The sequence below is a fragment of the Nocardioides zeae genome, assembly GCF_030818655.1.
GTDB lineage: Bacteria > Actinomycetota > Actinomycetes > Propionibacteriales > Nocardioidaceae > Nocardioides > Nocardioides zeae_A.
This window is the reverse complement of sequence record NZ_JAUTAN010000001.1, coordinates 1,806,794-1,826,818: the sequence shown is the minus strand read 5'-3', so window position 1 is coordinate 1,826,818 and position 20,025 is coordinate 1,806,794. Positions and strand designations below refer to the sequence as shown.

Genomic DNA, 20,025 nt, shown 5'->3' with positions numbered 1-20,025 from the left:
GGGCACCGTCGCGCATGACGTCCGCGAGGGGTGAGCGGCTCAGGCGTCGATGCTCGACATGTCGCCGTACCGGCTGCCGACGACCGCGTCCCGCGGGACCGCGGCCTCGAGCTCGGCCAGCACGTCGTCGTCGAGGGTGAGGGCGCCGGCGCCCACGTTCTCCTCGAGGTAGGGGATGCGCTTCGTCCCGGGGATGGGGGCGACCCCGACGCCGTCGCGACCGGACCGGGCGAGCACCCAGGCGAGGGCGAGCTGGCCGGGCGTGGCCCCGAGCCGGTCGGCGATCGCCCGCACCCGGGCGACGAGGTCCAGGTTGGCGTCGAGGGCCTCGCCCTGGAAGCGGGGGAAGTACGCCGAGCGGCGCGAGTCGCCCTCGGCGAGGTCGGCCTCCGTCGTGATCGCGCCGGTGAGCAGGCCGCGGCCGAGGGGCGAGTAGGGGACCAGCCCGATCCCCAGCTCCGCGAGGACCGGCCAGATGGTGTCCTCCAGGTCACGGGTGAACAGCGAGTACTCCGTCTGCAGCGCCGTGACGGGGTGCACCGCGTGGGCGCGTCGAACGGTCTCCGCGGCGGCCTCGGACAGGCCGAGGAAGCGGACCTTGCCCGCCGTGACGAGCTCGGCCATGGCGCCGACGGTCTCCTCGATGGGGACGTCGGGGTCCACCCGGTGCTGGTAGTAGAGGTCGATGACGTCGACGCCGAGCCGTTCGAGGGACGCGTCGCACGCCCGGTGCACGTAGTCGGGGCGGCCGTTGATGCCCACGCGGGTGCCGTCGGGGAGGCGCTCGTTGCCGAACTTCGTGGCCAGCTGCACGCCGTCGCGGCCCTGGGCGCTCGAGGCGATCGCGGCGCCGACGAGCCGCTCGTTGGTGAAGGGTCCGTACATGTCGGCCGTGTCGAGGAAGGTGACGCCGAGGTCGAGCGCGCGGTGGATGACGCGCGTCGCCTCGGCCTCGTCGCCGGTGCCGTAGAACTCGCTCATGCCCATGCAGCCCAGGCCCTGGGCGGAGACGGTCAGGGGCGCGGCGGTGCCGAGGGTGGTGCGGGGGATCGTCATGACCCCAGTGAAGCGCGGCGACCCGAACGACCACGCGCCCCCTGAGCGCCTCAGAACGCCGGGCGCCAGAAGTCCTCGGTCGCGAACGGTCCGCCGACCCGGGCGTCCTCCACCTCGTCCTCGGCGCGGGGGGCGATGCCCGCGGCGTACGTCTCGGCGTCGTCGACCGGCTCGAAGCCGAGGGCCCGGCCGGGGGCCAGGTCCCACCAGCCGCGGGTGTTGGCCGACACGCCGTAGAGCGTGGCGAATCCCGGGGCGGGCACGGTGAGTGCCGCCAGCACCATGCGCACGCAGTCGCCGGGGGAGAGCCAGGTGGCGAGGTGCCGCTCGGTCGTCGGCTCCTCGAGGAACGACCCGATCCGGCAGGCGACGGCGTGCACGCCGTGCCGGTCGGCGAACAGCTGGAGCACGGCCTCCGCAGCGACCTTCGCCACGCCGTAGTAGGTGTCGGGACGCGGCGGGGTGGTCACCGGCAGGGGGTCGGCCGGCGACCACGACGCGTGCGGCGTGCCCCCGACCGCGTGGTTGGAGGACGCGTAGACGATGCGGTCGACGCGGTGCACGAGCATCGCCTCGAGCAACGCCGCCGTCGTGACCGTGTGGGACGTCAGCGAGTCCGCCAGGCTGCCCTCGCCGGGGTTGCCCGCCAGGTGCACGACGGCCTCGAGAGGGGCGCCACCGGCCGCCTGCTCGGCGAAGACGGCGGCCACGTCGTCCGGGTCGGCGCAGTCGGCGGTGTGCCACGGCACCGTCCAGCCGGTCGGGGCGGGGGCCCGGTCGAGGCCGACCACGTCATGACCGGCGTCGAGCAGCCCGGCGACGACGACCTGGCCGAGGGACCCGGCGGCGCCGGTGACGAGAACGCGCATGGCCCGACCCTAGTGGGCCTCGACGGCGACGGGTGCCGGCGCGGGCCGAGGCTCAGCGGCGGTAGCGGTCCAGGTCGGCGCTGAGCTCGGCGAAGAGCGCCTGGTTGAGGGTGAACGCCACCTTCACCTCGTCGACGACGCGGGACTTCTCCGCGGCGGTCAGGGCGAGCGCGTCGAGCCGCGCGCGGTAGCCGTCCTTGTAGGGCTTCGGCTTGGGGATCTCGGCGAAGTCGTAGAACGCCACGCCCACGCCGTCGGTGAGGCCGAACTCGCGGCTGAGGATGCGGCCGATGGCCTGGCCGCCCGAGAGGTCGCCGAGGTAGCGCGTGTAGTGGTGCGCCACGAACAGCGGCGCCCACACGGTCGCGGACGCGATCCGCTCCGCGTACGCCGCGGCGGCGGGGCTGTCCACGCCCGTCGCCCCGGGGGCCCAGTGCTCGAGGTCGGCGTCGATCGCGGCGAGGCGCTCGAGGGCGGGGTCCGCCACGGCCGCCACGGCCGGCTCGGCGCTCAGGGCCCGGGCGGTGGCCTCCAGCGCGGCGTACACCTGCCGCAGGCGCAGCAGGTACGCCGCGTAGCCGGCCTCGCTGATCCGGCCCGCCAGCAGCTCCGTCATGAAGGACGAGCCCTCGGCGGCGGTGTGCTCGGCCTGCGAGCCCTCACGCATGACGGTCGAGAGCGGGGCGTCGAGGTCGTGGGCGAGGACGGTCATGGGGGCTCCCGGGGTGGGTCGGGTGGGGCGGGGGGGCGTGGCGGGCCGTGCGGTTTCTTCTCGACAAAGTGTCGACATCTTCTCGACAGTCTGTCAAGATGCGTCCCGACCCAGGTTAGCCTAGCCTGAGTTTGATTAGGCTAACCTAAGTCCGCCCGCCGGTGTCACGACCGCCGAGCCCGACGCGCCCGACGAGAACGAGAGAACCCACGCATGCTCCGCACCGCTCCCCGCCCCCCGCAGCGGCGGCGTGCCTCCGTGCTCGTCGCCGGCGCCCTCGCCCTCGTGCTCGCCGGCTGCGGCCTCGACGGCGTCGGTGGAGCGGCGGAGGAGGGCCACGGCGGCGGTGACGGAGCGGTGGCGCCGCCGCTGGCCGACGTGACGGCCCTCGACGACGTGCGCGACTGGGAGGGCGAGGTGTCCGCCGTGCTGCCCAGCACGCCGGTCGAGCCGGTCGCCGACCCGACGCCGGAGCTCCCCGTCACCGTCACCGACGCCCAGGGCACCGAGGTGACGATCACCGACGTCGACCGGGTGCTCGCCCTCGACGTCTACGGGACGCTCTCGCGCACGGTCTTCGAGCTCGGTCTCGGCGACACGCTGATCGGCCGCGACGTCAGCACGCAGTTCCCCGAGGCCGAGGACCTGCCGCTCGTCACGCAGAACGGGCACGACCTGAACGCCGAGGCCATCCTCGAGCTCGACCCGACGCTGATCCTCACCGACACGTCGCTCGGCCCGTGGGACGTCATGCTCCAGATGCGCGACTCCGGCATCCCCGTGGTCGTCGTGGACTCCCACCGTGGCCTCGACAACCTGTCGTCGCTCACCGCCGAGGTCGCCGCGGCCCTGGGCGTCCCCGACGCCGGTACGGCGCTGGCGGAGCGCACCGAGGCGGAGGTCGCCGAGGTGGTCGACGCGATCGCGCAGGTCGCGCCCGCCGACGAGGGGGAGCGGCTGCGCACGGTGTTCCTCTACGTGCGGGGCACCTCCGGGATCTACTACATGTTCGGCGAGGGCTCGGGCGCCGACGCGCTGGTGCGGGCGATCGGCGGCTACGACGTCGCCGGCGAGATCGGGTGGTCCGGGATGCGTCCGGTGACGGACGAGGGCCTCATCGCTGCCCAGCCGGAGCTGGTGCTGATGATGACCGACGGCCTGGCCTCCGCCGGCGGCGTGGACGGGCTGCTCGAGCGGCTGCCCGCCCTGGCGGCCACACCGGCGGGGGAGCACCGCCGGTTCGTCGACATGGCGGACGCGCAGATCCTCGGCTACGGACCGCTCACCGCCGGGGTGCTCAACGCGCTCGCGGTCGCCGTCTACGCGCCCGGGGCAGTCTCGTGAGCCTGGCCGCGGGGGCACGCCCCGCACCGGTGGCGCCGCGGCGCCGGTTCGCGGCGTGGGCGGTCGGGCCCGGCCTGCTGCTCCTGCTCGCGCTCGCCCTGGTCGTGGCGTTCGTGGCCTCGGCGGCGACCGGTCAGTTCCCCATCCCGCCGAGCGAGGTGCTCGGCTCGGTCCTCCACCGCGTCGGGCTCGACGTCGGGCCGCTGCCGTCGCACCCACGGGCGGAGGACAGCCTGTGGAACGTCCGGTTCCCCCGCGCCACCATGACGCTCCTCGTCGGGGCGGCGCTGGCGACGGCGGGCGCGCTCATGCAGGGCGTCTTCGGCAACCCGCTCGCGGAGCCGGGGGTCGTCGGTGTCTCCTCGGGCGCGGCCGTCGCCGCGGCGGCCGTCATCGTCTTCTCGCTGGACTTCGCCGGCTCGTGGACGATCGCGGTCTGCGCCTTCGTCGGGGGACTCCTGACGACGATGCTCGTCTACGTCATGTCCCGCGACAACGGGCGCACCGAGGTGGTCACGCTGGTGCTCACCGGCATCGCGGTCAACGCGGTGGCCAGCGCCGGACTGTCGTTCCTGCTCTTCCTCGCCACCACCTCCTCCCGCGAGGAGATCGTCTTCTGGACCCTCGGCAGCTTCAACGGCAGCCGCTGGCCCGAGGTGCAGGTCGTGCTCCCGCTCGTCGCGGTCGGGATCGTCGCCGCGCTCGTGCTCGCGCGCCAGCTCGACCTCCTCGCCCTCGGCGACCGTGCCGCGCGGCACGTGGGCGTGGACGTCGAGCGCCTCCGCCTCGTCTGCATCGTCCTGGTGGCGCTGCTGACCGCCGCCGGTGTCGCCTTCTGCGGCGTCATCGCCTTCGTCGGCCTCGTCGTGCCCCACCTGGTGCGGCTCGTCGCCGGCCCGGGTCACCGGCTGCTCGTGCCGGCGAGCGCGCTCGGTGGTGCCGTCCTGCTCGTGCTCGCCGACCTGTGGGCGCGGACGGCCATCAGCAACGCCGACCTGCCGATCGGCATGCTCACGTCGCTCGTCGGCGGCCCGTTCTTCTTCTGGCTGCTGCGGCGCGCGCGGCGCACGGCGGGAGGGTGGGCATGAGCCCCCGCCACGTCGCGCCCGCGCTCGTCGCCCGGGCCGTCGGCGTCACCATCGAGGGTCGCGCCATCCTCGACGGGGTCGACCTCGACGTGCGTCCGGGCGAGGTGCTCGTGCTCGTCGGCCCCAACGGCGCCGGCAAGTCCACCCTGCTCGGCGTCCTCACCGGGGACCTCGAGCCGTCATCCGGGTCGGTCGAGGTCGACGGGCGGCCCGTCGGCTCCGTCCGGCCGCGCGAGCTCGCCCGGGCCCGGGCCGTGCTGCCGCAGCAGCAGCGGCTCGCCTTCGGCTTCCGGGCGCGCGAGGTCGTCGAGATGGGGCGGGCCCCGTGGCACCGCACGCCGGCCGCCGCCGACGACCTGGCCGTCATCGCGGCAGCCGAGGAGCGGGCCGACGTCACCCACCTCGCGACCCGGCTCTTCCCCACCCTCTCGGGCGGCGAGCAGGCCCGGGTCTCCTTCGCCCGCGTGCTCGCCCAGGCCACGCCCGTCCTGCTGCTCGACGAGCCCACCGCGGCCCTCGACCTCCAGCACCAGGAGGCCGTGCTCCGGGTCGCCCGTGACGAGGCCGCCGCCGGTGCCGCCGTCGTGGTCGTGCTGCACGACCTGTCCCTGGCCGCGGCGTACGCCGACCGCGTCTGCGTGCTCAGCGACGGCCGCGTGCGCGCCGTCGGACCGCCCCGGGAGGTGCTCACCGCCGCGCTGCTCACCGAGGTCTACGAGCACGCGGTCGACGTGATCGAGCACGCCGGCCACCTCGTCGTCGTCCCGGTGCGCGCGCCGCGCGCACCCGACCCCACGCCCGACCTCACGCCCGACCCCACGTCCAGCCCCCGTCCCGAGGAGGACCCGTGCCCGGCCGTCTGAACGCACCCAGGGCGAGCGCACTGCTCGTCGTCCTCCTGGCGGGCCTGCTCGTGCCGGTCGGTCTCGTCGCCACGGCGCCCGCCGCCCAGGCCGCGGCCCGCGTCAGCATCGCGAACCCCGACGGGGACGCGGTCGTCGACCCGACCTACGCCACGACGCTCACGGTGCGCGGGTCGGGCTTCCAGTCGATCGAGGGCGGCCACGGCGGGGTCTACGTGTTCTTCGGGACCGTCGGGTCCGGGTGGCAGCCCAGCGGCGGCGGTCGCACCGGGGTGGACTACTTCTACGTGCCCGACTCCGAGTCGGCCGACAACCAGGGCTTCCAGAAGTACGTCGCGTTCCCCGGCTCCGACACCGCCTCCTCGGCCAACGGCGGCCTCATGGACTCCGACGGCTCCTGGTCGACGACCGTCACGGTGCCCGGCGCGGTGTTCACCGCCTACGACCGCTCCAGCAACGAGCGCACCGTCGACTGCCGCGAGGTGACCTGCGGGATCATCACCGTCGGCGCCCACGGCGTCGCCAACAGCAGCAACGAGACCTTCACGCCGGTGCGCGTCGCCGACCTGTACGACGAGGACGACGCCCCCGCCGAGTCCGGTGCCGGCACCGCGAGCGGTGCGACGCCCACGACCGCGGCGCCCGGGGCGACCGGGTCGTCCGGGACGGCCCCCGCCGCCGAGGCGCCGGTCGCGGCCGGTCCGGCGACGCTCGAGGTCGACCGGGCGGGTGCGGTCGCCGGACGGGTGCTCCCGTTCCGTGCGACCGGCCTGCCGGCGGGGCAGCAGCTGAGCGTCACCTTCGACGACGGTGCGGCGGCGGCCGGGCCGTTCCAGGTGGCCGCGGACGGCACCATGGCGGGGGTCGTCAGCATCCCCGTCGACACGAGCGCCGGCACCCACGAGCTGCGGGTGTTCGGGCTCGAGGAGGAGCTCGCCGTCCGGTTCGCGGTGCAGGCCGACGGTTCCGCCGCCGACGACAGTGACGCGACCGAGGCGGTCGCCGCCTCCGCGGGGGCCCCGAGCCGGTACGCCGTGGCCTTCGTCGTGGCCGCCGGTCTGGTGGTGCTCGCCGCGGTCGCCCGGCTCCTGCTGGCGCGGCGCAGGGCGGTGCTCCGGTGACGCGCGCGTCCCGCGCCGCGGTGCTCGCGGTCCTCGGCGTCACGGTGGTGTGCCTGCTGGCGGTCGCCGCGGTGCTCGGCGTGCCCGGTGCGCGACCGGCGGGAGCGGCCGAGGTGGTGACGACCGGCGCGACCGGGTCGACGGTGCCGACCGCGACGTCCACCGCGACGTCCACCGCGACGTCCACCGCGACGCCCACCGCGACGACGGACCCCACCGGCCCGACGAGCGCACCGACGACGACGGGTCCCACCACCGACCCGACGGGCGAGCCGACCACGGAGCCCACGAGCGAGCCCACGAGCGAGCCGACCGACGGCCCCGTCGCGGTCGACGACGCCGTGCTGCGCTGGGGGCTGTCGAACGAGTCCAACAACGCGGCCCACGAGCCCGGCTCCTTCAACTTCTTCTCCGCCGGCAAGGTGCTCCCGGGCCTCGGGGCGCTGCTGCGGCAGGACCAGTGGCGGGCCTCCGCGGGCGACGTGAGCGTGGAGAAGTGGGACGGCTCGGCCTGGCGCACCACGGTCTGGAACGGCTGGCGGACGACCAGCGAGGGGACTCCCATCACCAACCCCGGCGCCGGGACGTTCAGCAACCACCAGGTCGTCGTCCGCGGCGGCACGGGCACCGTCGACCGCGCGACCGGCACGGCCCGCATCACCTGGGAGGGCACCTTCACCGTCCTCTACTACTCCGGCCGCTCGTTCTTCTACGTCACCGATCCCCGGCTCGACGTCGCCGCCGACGGGACGGGCACGCTCACCGGATCGATCAGCGGCTACGCCTCGTCCCGCGACGACCCGACGCAGCGCACCGAGGTCCCGGCCCGGGAGGTCGTGCTGGCGGACCTGCCGTCGGTCGACCTCGACGACCCCAGCGGGTTCACCGCGACCCCGGCCTACCGGGGCGTGCGGGTGACCGGCACCAGCCAGCGCACGGACGTGCCCGACGCCGGGTCCTTCCCGCAGTCCTACGTGACGATGATGGAGGAGCTCGGGACCGGACCGTTCTGGTACTCCAGCGGCGCCTCCACCGACCCCTTCAAGGTCGCGCTGCCGCTGACGGTGGCGTACGACGCGTCCGTCCCCGCCCCGGTGCCGACGCCCGCACCCGTGCCGAGCGCCGTGCCGACCGTCCCCGAGAACACGGCCCTCGCGCCCCCGGCCCGCTCGTCCTCGGGCACCGGTGGCTCCTCGACCCCGGTCCGGGCGACGCCCAGGGCCACCGCGCCCGCGGCCCTCGGCGTACCCGTGGCGGAGGCCGCCGTCGCGGCCCAGCCCCTGCCGGCCAGCCAGGACCTCGTGGCCGTGTCCGCGGAGTCCGGTGGCGACGCACCGTCCGGTCCGGACGACGCCCTGTGGTGGCTCGGGGGCGGGCTGCTCCTCGCCGCCGCCGCGCTGCTCTCCATCCCGCAGGACCGCCTGCTCCTCCGCCGCTCGGGCGGCGCTCCCACGGCACCCGCGGGTGCCGACCCCCTGGTCTGACGCACCCGGCGTCCGTCCCCGAGAAAGGAACACCATGTCCACCCTGACCCGAACGGGCGCCCGCCGCGGCGCCCGCGCGAGCGCGGCGCTGACGGTCGCCGCACTCGTGACCGCCCCGCTGGCCCTGGCCACCGCACCGGCCCAGGCGGCCGACGAGACCGCCGTGCCGCTCTCCCTGCAGTGGGAGATCTCCGAGCGCTTCGACAGCCACCTGTCCACCCACGTGCTGGGCGACGGCGCCACCGAGGACGCGTCGACGGGCGTCATCACCTTCCCCGGCGGCGTCGGCACCTACGACCCGACCACGAACGAGGCGTCGGTGGCCTACGAGGGTTCCGTCGCGGGGTCGTTCGCCTTCGGTGGCACGACCTACTACACCGTCACCCTGGCCGACCCGGTCGTCACGGTCGACGCCGACGGCGCGGGCGAGATCAGCGCGGTGGTCTCCGCGTGGAACACCAGCACCGGCCCCAGCAGCCCCGAGGCCAGCACCGACCCGACCCGGGTCGTCGTCACCACGTTCGACGCCGGCGACGGCTGGGTGGACGGCGAGGGTGTCGGCACGCTCGCGGCCACGCCCGACTGGGCCGGCGTCCTGCCGGCGGGATCCGCGGAGGCCACCGCGCTCGGGATCCCCTCGGGCCAGCCGGTGGACGGCCAGTCCTTCAGCGCGGACTTCCTCGGTGCGCTGACCCCGGGCGTCCGCGCCCACTTCTACGCGTCGGGTGCGGGCAGCGACAGCCAGAAGGACCCCTCGCCGTTCGTCGCGGAGGCGGCTCCGGTCGCCCCGCCGACGGTGAGCTACACGACCGTGGGTGCGAACCCGACCGAGGGCCTCACGCTCTCCGTCAAGGGCCAGGGCTTCCGCGCCGTCACGAAGCCGGGTGACAACGGGGTCTACGTCGGTCTCGCCGAGGCCGGCGGGCTGCCGCCGGTGGACGACCGCGAGGGCCAGGACGCCTTCGCCGCCGTCGACTGGATCACCCCCAGCCGCATCTCGGAGGGGGCGTTCTCGTCGGTGCTGAACGCGCCGACCGACGAGCTCGACCCGGCGAAGCAGTACGCGATCTACACGTGGCAGGCCCACACGCACTCGAACGAGAGCCAGGACACCGAGACCGCGGTCGAGATCGACTGGTCGCAGCTCGAGGCGCCGACGCCCGCGACCCTGACCTTCGCCGGCGCGGTCGCCCAGCGCTACGCCACCACCAACTGGGTCGGCGTGTCGGTCGACGGTGTCGAGGACGGCGCGGGCACGGTCACGCTCACCGGCGTGGGTGCCACCCAGACGGCGACCATCGAGTTCGGCCGGGCCGCGTTCCGCGTGCCCGCCAGCCTCAAGCCGGGCTCCTACACGGCGCGGTTCTCGCTGGCCACCGAGGGTGCCGACCCGGTCGTCCTGACGAAGGCCTTCACCGTCTACAAGGGCCAGCCGGTCCTCGGTCACTCGCTGAGCACCACCCCGTCCCCGTCGCGCACCGGCAACCTGCTCGTCGGCGTGTCCCACGCGGGCAACGGCGCGGGCCAGGTCGCCCGCCCGGCGGGCCAGGCCGTCGTGCGGCTCTTCACGTCCGCCGGCCGCGGCGTCTGGTACTCCGGCGTCAAGGTGCTGTCCAACGGCACCGTGCGGCTGCAGCTGCCCAAGCTGGCGAAGGGCAGCTACCGCCTCGACATCTCCTACGGCGGCAGCAGCCTGACCCTCGGCGCCTCCCAGCAGCGCACCTTCACGGTGCGCTGACGCGGCTCGTCCCGCACTGAGGGTCGTGGTGCGTCGAGTTGTCACGTACGCAGCGTCGCGTCACGGCGTACGTGACAACTCGGCGTCCGATCCACGGCGTACGTGACAGCTCGGCGCCAGCGTCGGCGCTGCCCATTCGTGACCGTCCCGTGGTGGTCGCGGTGTCGCGCCCGGGCTTAGGGTCGGCGGACGCGGTTCACCGACCTGATTCTCGGAAAGGTTCAGCCATGACCGACGCCCCCGTCACCCCTGCGCGCCCCGTCCGCCCGACCCGGAGACGTCTCGCGCTCGCGCCGGTGCTCGCCCTCGCGCTCGGCGGGCCGGCGCTCGTCGCGCCGGTCGCGGCCCACGCGGCCACGGCGAGCGCACCGGCGGTGACGGCGCGGGTGGCGGTGGCCGAGGCGTCGGCCACGGAGCTCGGGTCCCTCGACCACCGCATCCTGCGGCAGAGCAACGCCGAGGGCCTCGAGGTGCTCGCCACCGTCCGCGGCATCACGCTCCCGGCGGAGACGCCGGTGCACCTCGCCGTGGCGCCGGCCGGCACCGACGTGCTCACCGTCGATCCGACGACCCTCCCGGGCCACACTGTGATCCCCGCCGAGGACGTCGCGCCGGACGGAGCCAGCGAGACCGGCGTCGCGACCGACACCGTGCGGGCCGAGGCCGCGAGCCTGCGGCGGGGCACGACGTACGCGGTGTTCGCGTGGACCGACGACGGCTCGGTGCTCGAGTCGGCGCTCGACCTCGACTTCGACGCCCTCGAGCCGGGTGCCTCCATCGGGATCGAGGGGTCGAGGACGCAGCGGTACGCGACGACGTCGCGGATCTGGGTCGCGGTCCGCGGCAGCGAGGGAGCGTCGGTGACGCTCTCCGGGCTGGGGGCGCCCCAGACCAAGCGCGTCGTCGACGAGCTGGCCCGCTTCGACGTGCCCCCGGGGGTGCCGGTGGGCCGGTACGTCGCCGAGCTCTCCGTCAGCGCCGACGGTCCCGGCGACGGTCTCGTGGCGTCGTGGGACTTCCAGGTGACGCAGGGACTCACGCAGACGGGGGCCTCGGTGCAGCTGACGCCCACCCCGACGCGTGCGGGCCGGATCAAGATCGGCGCCTGGACGAACAGCTCGGCCGTCGCGCCGCCGCAGGGGCGGGCGACCGTCAGCATCTACACGTCGGCCGGCCGTGGGGTCTGGTACTCGGGCCAGGTGCAGCTGGCCGCCGACGGCACCCGGGTCACCGGCCTGCCGGTGCTGCCGCGCGGCAGCTACCGGGTCGACGTGCGCTACAGCGGCTCGCCGCTGTTCCACGCCTCGAGCCTCACGCGCACCCTCACGGTGCGCTGAGGGGGGCGCCGACGCCGCCGAGCACGAAGGCGACGACCGACTCCGCGGGGACCTGGCGGGGGTTGAGGCAGGCGTGGACCAGCGGCAGCACCGCGTCCACGTCGGTGAGGGCGAACTCGCCGTCGGCCACCCCGTCCTCCAGGATCCCGCGGAGCACCGCCTCCACGGCGACCACGTGCTCCCGGATCTCGCGGAGGGGACGCGTCGGAGAGCAGGCCGTAGACCTGCGGTCCCAGCCCGAGGTGGAACTGTTCGCCCTCGGCCAGGTGGTGCCGCACGTAGCGCCGCAGCCGCTCGGTCGGGGAGCCCGCGTCGTCGAGGACCTCGTGGAGCTTCTCGAGGTAGCGGTTGGTCTCGTGGGAGGCGAACGCCACGACGACCGCGTCCTTGTCGGGGAAGTGGTGGTAGATCGTCGTGCGACCGACCCCGGCCCGCGCCGCGAGCTGCGCCATGGTGACGGCGTCGAAGCTGCGCTCGCCGATCAGGTCGACGAAGGCCGAGAAGACCCGCTCGCGGATGTGCTCGCGATGGGCCGACAGGGACTCCCCGGTGATCTTCGGCAAGGGCCGGCTCCTAGACGCTCACAGGCGCGGGACGACCGCGCCGAGCAAGGATCCCATCCGGGTGGCGGCGGAGCGACCCGCCTCCAGCACCTCCGCGTGGTCGAGCGGCTCGCCGCTGATGCCGGCGGCGAGGTTGGTGACGAGCGAGATGCCGAGGACCTCGAGGCCCGCCTGGCGGGCGGCGATCGCCTCGAGGGTGGTGCTCATGCCCACGAGGTGGCCGCCGATGGCCCGCACCATGCCGATCTCGGCGGGCGTCTCGTAGTGGGGGCCGGGGAACTGCACGTAGACGCCCTCGTCGAGGTCGGGCTCGACCTCGCGGCACAGCGCGCGCAGGCGCGACGAGTAGAGGTCGGTGAGGTCGACGAACTCCGCGCCCTCGATGGGGGAGCGGGCCGTCAGGTTGATGTGGTCGCTGATGAGCACGGGGGTGCCGGGCGACCAGGTCTCCTTGAGACCGCCGCACCCGTTGGTGAGGACGATGGTGCGGCAGCCCGCGGCCGCGGCGGTGCGCACGCCGTGGACGACCGCGCGCACGCCCTTGCCCTCGTAGAAGTGGGTGCGGCTGAGGAAGACGAGCACCCGCCGGTCGCCGGCGCGCACCGAGCGGATCTTGCCCGCGTGGCCTGCGACCGCGGCGGCGCTGAAGCCGGGGAGGTCGGTGGTCGCGATCTCCGCGACGGTCTCGCCGAGCATGTCGACGGCGGGGAGCCACCCCGATCCCAGCACGACGGCGACGTCGTGCTGCTCGACACCCGTCAGCTCGGCGAGGCGCGTGGCGGCGGCCTGGGCGTCCTCGGCGGCGGTGGAGGTGGGGGCGGCGTGCTGGGCGGCGTTCACCCGGCGGACTCTAGGGCAGCCGCCCGCGCCGGAGCGCGGGAAATCCCGCGCGGCGGGCCGGTCGTAGCCCATTCGTGACCTCGCGCCGGTCGGTGTCGGCGACGTCACCCGGGTCCTACCCCCGGGTACGACCCGCGCGGTCGGGAGCGCCCGTCCGAGTGGCTAGGCTGGGGGTCGTGACCCACTTCGATGTCCTTGTCCTTGGTGCCGGCCCCGGTGGTTACGTCGCGGCGATCCGAGCTGCACAGCTCGGCAAGTCCGTCGCCGTCGTGGAGGAGAAGTACTGGGGAGGTGTCTGCCTCAACGTCGGGTGCATCCCCTCGAAGGCCCTGCTGAAGAACGCGGAGCTCGCGCACACGCTGACCCACGAGAAGGCGAAGTTCGGCATCGAGGGCGACGCCACGATGTCCTACGGCCCGACGCACAAGCGCTCGCGCCAGGTGAGCGCCGGCATCGTCAAGGGCGTCCACTACCTGATGAAGAAGAACAAGATCACGGAGATCGACGGCTGGGGCACCTTCACCGGTCCCAAGACGATCGACGTGAAGGGCAAGGACGGCGAGGTCTCCACCCACACCGCCGACAACGTCATCATCGCCGCGGGCGCGAAGGTCCGCACCGTGCCGGGCGTCGAGATCAGCGAGAACGTGGTGACCTACGAGGAGCAGATCCTCGACGAGAACCTGCCGTCCTCCATCATCATCGGCGGCTCGGGCGCGATCGGCGTCGAGTTCGCCTACGTGATGAAGAACTTCGGGGTCGACGTCACCATCGTCGAGTACCTCGACCGCATCGTGCCGACCGAGGACGCCGACGTGTCCAAGGAGCTCCTCAAGCACTACAAGAAGCTCGGCGTGAAGATCCTGACCTCGACCGCCGTCAAGGGCGTCGAGGACACGGGCTCCGGCGTGAAGGTGACGGTCGCCCCGGCGGCCGGCGGCGACGAGCAGGTGCTTGAGGCGGACAAGATGCTCGCGGCGTTCGGCTTCGCGCCCCGCACCGACGGCTACGGCCTGGAGGCGACCGGCGTCGAGCTCACCGAGCGCGGCGCGATCGCGATCGACGAGTACGGCCGCACCAACGTCGACGGCGTCTACGCGATCGGCGACGTCACCGGCAAGTTCATGCTCGCCCACGTCGCGGAGGCCATGGGCATCGTCGCCGCCGAGGTCATCGCCGGCGAGGAGACCATGCCGGTCGAGTTCGACTTCGTCCCCCGCGCGACCTACTGCCACCCGCAGATCGGCTCGTTCGGCTACTCGGAGCAGCAGGCGAAGGACAAGGGGTACGACGTCAAGACGGCCACCTTCCCCTTCAGCGCCAACGGCAAGGCCCAGGGCCTCGGCGAGGCCGTCGGCTTCGTCAAGGTGGTCGCCGACGCGGAGCACAACGAGATCCTCGGCGCCCACATGATCGGCCCGGACGTCACCGAGCTCCTCCCGGTGCTGACGCTGGCGCAGAAGTGGGACCTGACCGCGGACGAGATCGGGCGCAACGTGTTCGCGCACCCGACGCTCACCGAGTCGGTCAAGGAGGCCATCCACGGCATCTCCGGCCACATGATCAACCTGTGAGCCCCGCCACCATGGCCGATCGCTCCGACCGCGTCGTCATCGTCGGCGGCGGCCCCGGCGGCTACGAGGCGGCCCACGTGGCCGCCAACGCCGGGGCCGACGTCACGATCGTCGACACGGACGGCCCCGGTGGTTCCGCGGTCCTGACCGACTGCGTGCCGAGCAAGACGCTGATCGCGACGAGCGAGCTGATGGGCGAGCTGGCCGGGTCGGTCGAGCTCGGGGTCAGCTTCCTCGACCACGAGGGAGACGCCGCCACGGCGATCCGCGTCGACCTCGGCCGGGTCAACGCCCGGGTCAAGCAGCTCGCGGCCGACCAGTCGGCCGACATCGAGCGCCGCCTCGAGCGGGACGGCGTGCGCATCGTGCGCGGCCGTGGCCGCCTCGACGGGCCCCAGCGGGTCGTCGCCGAGCTCGCCGGCGGCGGCACGGAGACGCTCGACGCGGACGCCGTGCTGATCGCCACCGGGGCGGCGCCCCGCGTGCTCGACAGCGCGCTGCCCGACGGCGAGCGGATCCTGACCTGGGAGCAGGTCTACGACATCACGGACGTCCCCGAGAAGGTCGTCGTGGTGGGCTCCGGAGTCACCGGTGCGGAGTTCGCCTCGGCGTACCTCTCCCTCGGCATCGACGTCACCCTCGTCTCCTCGCGCGACCGGGTGCTCCCGGGCGAGGACGCCGACGCGGCGGCCGTGCTGGAGGAGGTGCTGACGCGCCGGGGCATGAACGTGCTGAGCCGCTCCCGCATGGAGTCGGTCACGCGCGACGGCGACGTCGTGACGGTGCGACTCACCGACGGCACCGAGGTCGAGTGCTCCCACTGCGTGCTGGCGCTGGGCTCCGTGCCCAACACGGCCGACCTGGGCCTCGCCGAGGCCGGGGTCCTCGTCGACGACGGCGGCTTCGTGCGGGTCGACCGCGTCTCGCGCACGACCGCGCGGGGCGTGTACGCCGCGGGCGACTGCACCGGCGTGCTGATGCTCGCGTCGGTGGCGGCCATGCAGGGCCGGATCGCCATGTCCCACCACCTCGGTGACGCCGTGGCGCCGCTGGACCTGAAGAAGGTGTCGTCCAACGTCTTCACGTCGCCCGAGATCGCGACGGTGGGCTGGACCCAGAAGGCGGTGGACGCCGGCGAGATCGCGGCCGAGACCGTGCTGCTGCCCCTCTCGGGCAACCCGCGGGCGAAGATGCAGGGCGTGCGTGACGGCTTCGTGAAGCTGCTGTGCCGGCCCGGCACCGGCATCGTCGTCGGTGGTGTGGTCGTCGGCCCCCGGGCCTCCGAGCTCATCCACCCCGTCGCCGTCGCCGTGGGGGAGTCCCTCACCGCCGACCAGCTGGCGAGCGTCTTCACCGTCTACCCGTCGATGTCGGGCTCGATCGCGGAGGCGGCACGCCGGCTCCACCGGTCCGACCCGGCCGCCCGACGCCTCCCGTGACCCGTTCCGCTGCCGGCACGACCGCGGTCGTCGTCGGCAGCGGGCCGGGCGGGCTCGCCGCGGCGGTCACCCTCGCCGCGGCCGGGTGCGACGTCACCGTCCTCGAGGCCGCCGCCACGGTCGGCGGCGGCCTCCGCTCCGGCGAGCTGACGCTGCCGGGGCTCGTCCACGACCACTGCGCGGGGTTCCACCCGCTCGCGGTGGACAACGCCTTCACCGGCGGGCACGACCTCGCGGGCCACGGCCTGGCCTGGGCGCGTGCCCCGATCGAGATGGCCCACCCCCTCGCCGACGGCACCGGCGCGGTCGTCGAGCGGGACCTCGCGACCACGCTGGCGGGGATCGCCGCGCTGTCGCCGCGCGACGCCCGCACGTGGCAGCGGCTCTTCGGGCCCGCCGCCGCCCACTGGGACGCGGTGCGCGCCGAGATCGCGCAGCCCGTCGTCCACCTCCCGCGCCACCCGCTGACGCTGGCGAGCTTCGGCGTCCGCGCCACGGCCCCCGCCGCCCTCGTGGCGCGCGCGTTCGAGGACCCGCGCGTCGCGGCGCTCTGGCTGGGCATCGCCGCGCACGGCTTCCGCCCGCCGTCCGAGCCCTTCACCTCCGCGGCAGGTCTCGCCCTGGGCACGGCCGCGCACGTCACCGGGTGGCCGGTGGCGGTCAGTGGCTCGCAGCGGTACGCCGACGCACTGGTCGGCGTCCTCCGCGCCCACGGCGGACGCGTCGAGACCGGACACCGGGTCACCTCGCTCGCCGAGCTCCGGGCCGGCACGGGCGCCGACCTCGTCCTGCTCGACACCTCGCCCCGCGACGCCGCGCGGATCCTCGGCGACGCGCAGCCCGACCGGCTGCGCCGGCGCTACGCCGGTTGGCGCCACCTCGTCGGGACGTTCGGCGTGAGCCTCGCCGTGGAGGGCGGGATCCCCTGGGCGCACGAGCCCAGCCGGCGCGCCGCGGTGGTCCACGTCGGCGGCACCCCCGAGGTCCTCGCGGCGTCGGCGCGCGCCGTACGGGCCGGTCGGGTGCCCGCGCACCCGTTCGTGCTCGTGGGGCAGCAGGCGGTCGCGGACCCCGGCCGCGGCCGGGACGGCGTCGTGCCCGTGGACGCCTACGCCCACGTGCCGGCGGGCCACGACGGCGACCTGACGGCGCTCGTCATGGCCGAGCTGGAGGCGCACGCGCCGGGGCTGCGCGACCGCGTCCGGGCGGTCGTGCCCCGCACGCCGGCGGAGACCGAGCGCGAGGGCATCAACTTCGTCGACGGCGACATCTCGACGGGCGCGGTCGACGTGCGCCAGCTGCTGCTCGGTCCGCGACCGGGCCGCTCGCCGTACCCGACCGGGGTCCCCGGGGTCTACCTCTGCTCCGCGGCCACCGCGCCGGGTCCCGGCGCCCACGGCCTCACCGGGTACGGCGCGGCTCGACGCGCGCTCGCGGACCTGGCGGGCGGCCGCGCATAACTACTCATCTGTAGTTCGCGCGAACCGATTGCACCCGCAACGACCGTGTGTTCGGATCACACGAACCCCACGCGTCCCCGCACCACCTCGAGTCACCTCCCGTCACACCCGTCTCGGCCCAGGAGTTCCCCCATGTCCCCCCGCTCCACCCGCGCCCGCCTGCTCGCCGTGCTCGCCGCCGTCGCCACCGGACTCGGGGTGACCTCGGTCGTCACGAGCAGCCCGGCGACCGCCGTGCCGGTGAACCAGACGTGGACCGTGCCCGCCAACGCCGCGATCACCGTCGACGGCCGGGGCTTCGGCCACGGCACCGGCATGTCGCAGTACGGCGCGCTGGGCGCCGCCCGGCAGGGCCTGACCTACAGCGAGATCCTGCGCTTCTACTACCCCGGGGTCTGGGCGGGCACGGCCACCGGCACCATCTCGGTGCGCATCACCGCCGACGACGACGGCGACGTGATCGTGCAGCGCCGCGGCGGCCTCACGCTCATCGACCGGGGCACCGGCAAGAAGACGCCGATCCCGCAGGACCTGGGCACGGGCGGGTGGCGGCTGAGCTACGGCGGGAGCGACACGACCATCGTCAGCTACTACGGCAACAAGAAGTGGAACTACTGGACCCGCACCCAGGGCGAGGCGGTGTTCTACGCCAACGGCGGCGAGATGACGCTGCACCGCAAGGGCGGCACCGCGAAGTACCGCGGCACGCTCCGCGCCACGATCCCCACGCCGGGCTCGACCCGCCGCGACACGGTCAACGCCGTCACGCTGGAGCACTACCTGCGGGGCGTCGTGCCCAAGGAGATGCCGTCGAGCTGGACGGCGGCCGCCGTGCAGGCGCAGTCCGTCGCCGCGCGCACCTACGCCGCGCAGGCGCGCACCACCCCGCAGGCGCGCACCTACGACCTCTGCGACACGACCAGCTGCCAGGTCTACGGCGGGTTCTCCGCCGAGGAGAGCGGCTCGAACGCCGCGATCGACCGCACGAAGGGCCAGATCCTCACCAACCGGGGCCAGGAGATCGCGTTCACGCAGTTCTCCTCCTCCAACGGTGGCTGGACCAACGCGGGCAGCAAGCCCTACCTCGTCGCCAAGCAGGACCCCTACGACGGCAACTCGGCGAACAAGAACCACACGTGGAGCGTCGCGATCACCGACCGCACCATCGAGGCCGCGTGGCCGCAGATCGGCAACCTGACCTCGATCGCCGTCACCGACCGGACCGGCAACGGGGAGTGGAGCGGGCGCGTCAACAGCGTCACCTTCCGCGGCTCGAAGGGCAGCGTGACCGTCACGGGTGCGACGGTGCGCTCCAAGCTCGGCCTGAAGTCGAGCTGGTTCAACTTCCGGGTCGCCGCGCGCTGACCCGGCGCGCTCCGGTCAGGCCGGGAGCGCGCGGAACGTCACGTGCGCGCCGTGGCCGAGGTCGAGGACGTCACCCGGCACGAGCTCGCGCGGCGTCTCCGTGAGGCGCTCGGGCGGGTGTCCGCGACGGTGCAGGTAGGTGCCGTTCGTCGAGCGGCGGTCCACCGCGAGCACCGACCACTCGCGCAGCCGGAGCTCGAGGTGCACCGCGGAGACGTGGGCCGCGGGCAGGACGACCAGCCGACCGGCCGGGCCGGCACCGGGTCGCTCCGCCCGGGGGGCGCGTCCGACGACGGTGTCGTCGGTGAGGTCGACCACCTCGCCCGTGCTGACGACGAGCTGACCGAGCGCCGGGCGGGGCACCGCCGTGGGGGGACCGGCCAGCGGGACGCCGCAGCGGGCGCAGTGCACGGCGTCCGGCCGGTTGGCGTGCCCGGCGTCGCACAGCAGCCCGGGCACCACCGGCCGCGGCCCGCGCGCGGGGGGACGCGCGGCCGGTCGGAACCGGCCCAGGCCGAGGGCGGGACCGGCGGGACGCAGCAGCGTGTCCGTGGGCGCGGCGTCGGTGGAGGGGTCCTCCGCAGCCCCCCGGGCCACCTCGGCCTCCGGTCTCGGTGCGTCGGGGCGTGCGCGCAGCCACCCGGCGGTCTGCAGGCGCTGGGCGGGCAGCACACCGCCGACGAGGGGCAGGGCTGCGGCGGGGGTCGCGGGGGCGGGCACGGAGGCGCCGCCGATGTCGGACGTCGGGTCACCCACGGCCCGCACCGTGAAGCGGATGGCGGCGGCGACCTCGCGCTCGTTCCAGCGCGCGGCCCCCGCGCCCGCGACGGACTGGTCGGTCGCGGCGCTCGCGCTCGCGACGTACCGCCCGCGCGCAGCGAGGTGCACGTCCACCGCGGCCCCGTCGGCGGGGGCGTCGGTCGCGAGGGCCAGGGCGAAGCCGGGCAGGCGGTCGGCGGGTCGTCCGGCCCCGAGGTGCTGCGCGAACGAGGTCACGTCGCCGCCCTCCGCCATGAGGTGCCAGAGCCGCACGGCGAGGTCCGGGTCGACGCCGGGCTCGAGGAGGGCGAGCCCCCGCGGCCAGGCCAGGCCGAGGCCCGCCCCCGGCACGCAGAGGTACGGCGCGGACCCGCGCCCGTCGGAGCCGTTCGTCCCGCGCACCGCAGCCCCAG

The 20,025-nt window shown here is 74.6% G+C and carries 17 protein-coding genes; 11 read left to right on the top strand and 6 right to left on the bottom strand.

The window, feature by feature from the left end; translation table 11 throughout:
* Positions 1 to 39: 39 nt before the first annotated feature.
* Genes QE405_RS08680 through QE405_RS08670 form a run of 3 tightly spaced genes read right to left on the bottom strand, consistent with a single transcriptional unit; the run spans position 40 to position 2,637 of the window.
* On the bottom strand, positions 40 to 1,056 hold the full coding sequence (locus QE405_RS08680) for an aldo/keto reductase (RefSeq protein ID WP_307199788.1): 1,017 nt from the start codon (positions 1,054 to 1,056) through the stop codon (positions 40 to 42).
* Between the two features lie 50 nt (positions 1,057 to 1,106).
* The gene (locus tag QE405_RS08675; protein WP_307199787.1) at positions 1,107 to 1,925 is read right to left on the bottom strand and encodes an NAD-dependent epimerase/dehydratase family protein; all 819 of its coding nucleotides are present in this window, start codon (positions 1,923 to 1,925) and stop codon (positions 1,107 to 1,109) included.
* A gap of 52 nt (positions 1,926 to 1,977) precedes the next feature.
* Complete coding sequence (locus QE405_RS08670) at positions 1,978 to 2,637, bottom strand: biliverdin-producing heme oxygenase (protein ID WP_307199786.1); 660 nt, start codon at positions 2,635 to 2,637, stop codon at positions 1,978 to 1,980.
* Between the two features lie 213 nt (positions 2,638 to 2,850).
* On the opposite strand from QE405_RS08670, the gene QE405_RS08665 reads away from it, so the two are divergent.
* The 7 genes from QE405_RS08665 to QE405_RS08635 all read left to right on the top strand — a co-directional run bounded on the left by QE405_RS08665 (position 2,851) and on the right by QE405_RS08635 (position 11,612).
* The gene (locus tag QE405_RS08665; RefSeq protein ID WP_307199785.1) at positions 2,851 to 3,981 is read left to right on the top strand and encodes a heme/hemin ABC transporter substrate-binding protein; all 1,131 of its coding nucleotides are present in this window, start codon (positions 2,851 to 2,853) and stop codon (positions 3,979 to 3,981) included.
* Positions 3,978 to 5,069, top strand: coding sequence for a FecCD family ABC transporter permease (locus QE405_RS08660; protein WP_307199784.1), 1,092 nt, complete (start codon positions 3,978 to 3,980; stop codon positions 5,067 to 5,069). Before QE405_RS08665 ends, QE405_RS08660 begins: the two co-directional genes overlap by 4 nt.
* A complete protein-coding gene (locus QE405_RS08655; protein WP_307199783.1) occupies positions 5,066 to 5,932 on the top strand; it encodes a heme ABC transporter ATP-binding protein in 867 nt (288 codons plus the stop codon). The genes QE405_RS08660 and QE405_RS08655 overlap by 4 nt, the downstream gene beginning before the upstream one ends.
* Positions 5,917 to 7,053 (top strand): hypothetical protein, encoded by a 1,137-nt coding sequence (locus QE405_RS08650; protein ID WP_307199782.1) that lies wholly within the window; start codon positions 5,917 to 5,919, stop codon positions 7,051 to 7,053. The genes QE405_RS08655 and QE405_RS08650 overlap by 16 nt, the downstream gene beginning before the upstream one ends.
* Entirely contained in the window at positions 7,050 to 8,537 is a 1,488-nt protein-coding gene (locus QE405_RS08645) for a hypothetical protein (RefSeq protein WP_307199781.1), read from the top strand. The genes QE405_RS08650 and QE405_RS08645 overlap by 4 nt, the downstream gene beginning before the upstream one ends.
* A 34-nt stretch (positions 8,538 to 8,571) precedes the next feature.
* Positions 8,572 to 10,275 carry an HtaA domain-containing protein gene (locus QE405_RS08640; protein WP_307199780.1) on the top strand — a complete coding sequence of 568 codons (1,704 nt, stop codon included), beginning with the start codon at positions 8,572 to 8,574 and terminating at the stop codon, positions 10,273 to 10,275.
* Between the two features lie 227 nt (positions 10,276 to 10,502).
* Positions 10,503 to 11,612, top strand: coding sequence for a hypothetical protein (locus tag QE405_RS08635; RefSeq protein WP_307199779.1), 1,110 nt, complete (start codon positions 10,503 to 10,505; stop codon positions 11,610 to 11,612).
* On the opposite strand, the gene QE405_RS08630 is transcribed toward QE405_RS08635, so the two are convergent.
* Entirely contained in the window at positions 11,599 to 11,787 is a 189-nt protein-coding gene (locus tag QE405_RS08630; protein WP_307205975.1) for a hypothetical protein, read from the bottom strand. The genes QE405_RS08635 and QE405_RS08630 overlap by 14 nt on opposite strands.
* A 406-nt stretch (positions 11,788 to 12,193) precedes the next feature.
* Entirely contained in the window at positions 12,194 to 13,015 is an 822-nt protein-coding gene (locus tag QE405_RS08625) for a purine-nucleoside phosphorylase (protein WP_307199778.1), read from the bottom strand.
* Positions 13,016 to 13,191: 176 nt separating this feature from the next.
* Between QE405_RS08625 and lpdA the strand changes: the two genes are divergently transcribed.
* The 4 genes from lpdA (at position 13,192) to QE405_RS08605 (ending at position 18,853) form a co-directional block, all read left to right on the top strand.
* Positions 13,192 to 14,589 (top strand): dihydrolipoyl dehydrogenase, encoded by a 1,398-nt coding sequence (gene lpdA, locus QE405_RS08620; protein ID WP_373459452.1) that lies wholly within the window; start codon positions 13,192 to 13,194, stop codon positions 14,587 to 14,589.
* An 11-nt stretch (positions 14,590 to 14,600) separates the two neighbouring features.
* The gene (locus QE405_RS08615) at positions 14,601 to 16,028 is read left to right on the top strand and encodes an NAD(P)H-quinone dehydrogenase (protein WP_307205677.1); all 1,428 of its coding nucleotides are present in this window, start codon (positions 14,601 to 14,603) and stop codon (positions 16,026 to 16,028) included.
* Positions 16,025 to 17,488 (top strand): phytoene desaturase family protein, encoded by a 1,464-nt coding sequence (locus QE405_RS08610; RefSeq protein ID WP_307199777.1) that lies wholly within the window; start codon positions 16,025 to 16,027, stop codon positions 17,486 to 17,488. Before QE405_RS08615 ends, QE405_RS08610 begins: the two co-directional genes overlap by 4 nt.
* 132 nt (positions 17,489 to 17,620) lie before the next feature.
* Complete coding sequence (locus QE405_RS08605) at positions 17,621 to 18,853, top strand: SpoIID/LytB domain-containing protein (protein WP_307199776.1); 1,233 nt, start codon at positions 17,621 to 17,623, stop codon at positions 18,851 to 18,853.
* Positions 18,854 to 18,868: 15 nt separating this feature from the next.
* On the opposite strand, the gene QE405_RS08600 is transcribed toward QE405_RS08605, so the two are convergent.
* Positions 18,869 to 20,014 carry an FHA domain-containing protein gene (locus QE405_RS08600; RefSeq protein ID WP_307199775.1) on the bottom strand — a complete coding sequence of 382 codons (1,146 nt, stop codon included), beginning with the start codon at positions 20,012 to 20,014 and terminating at the stop codon, positions 18,869 to 18,871.
* Positions 20,015 to 20,025: the final 11 nt, after the last annotated feature.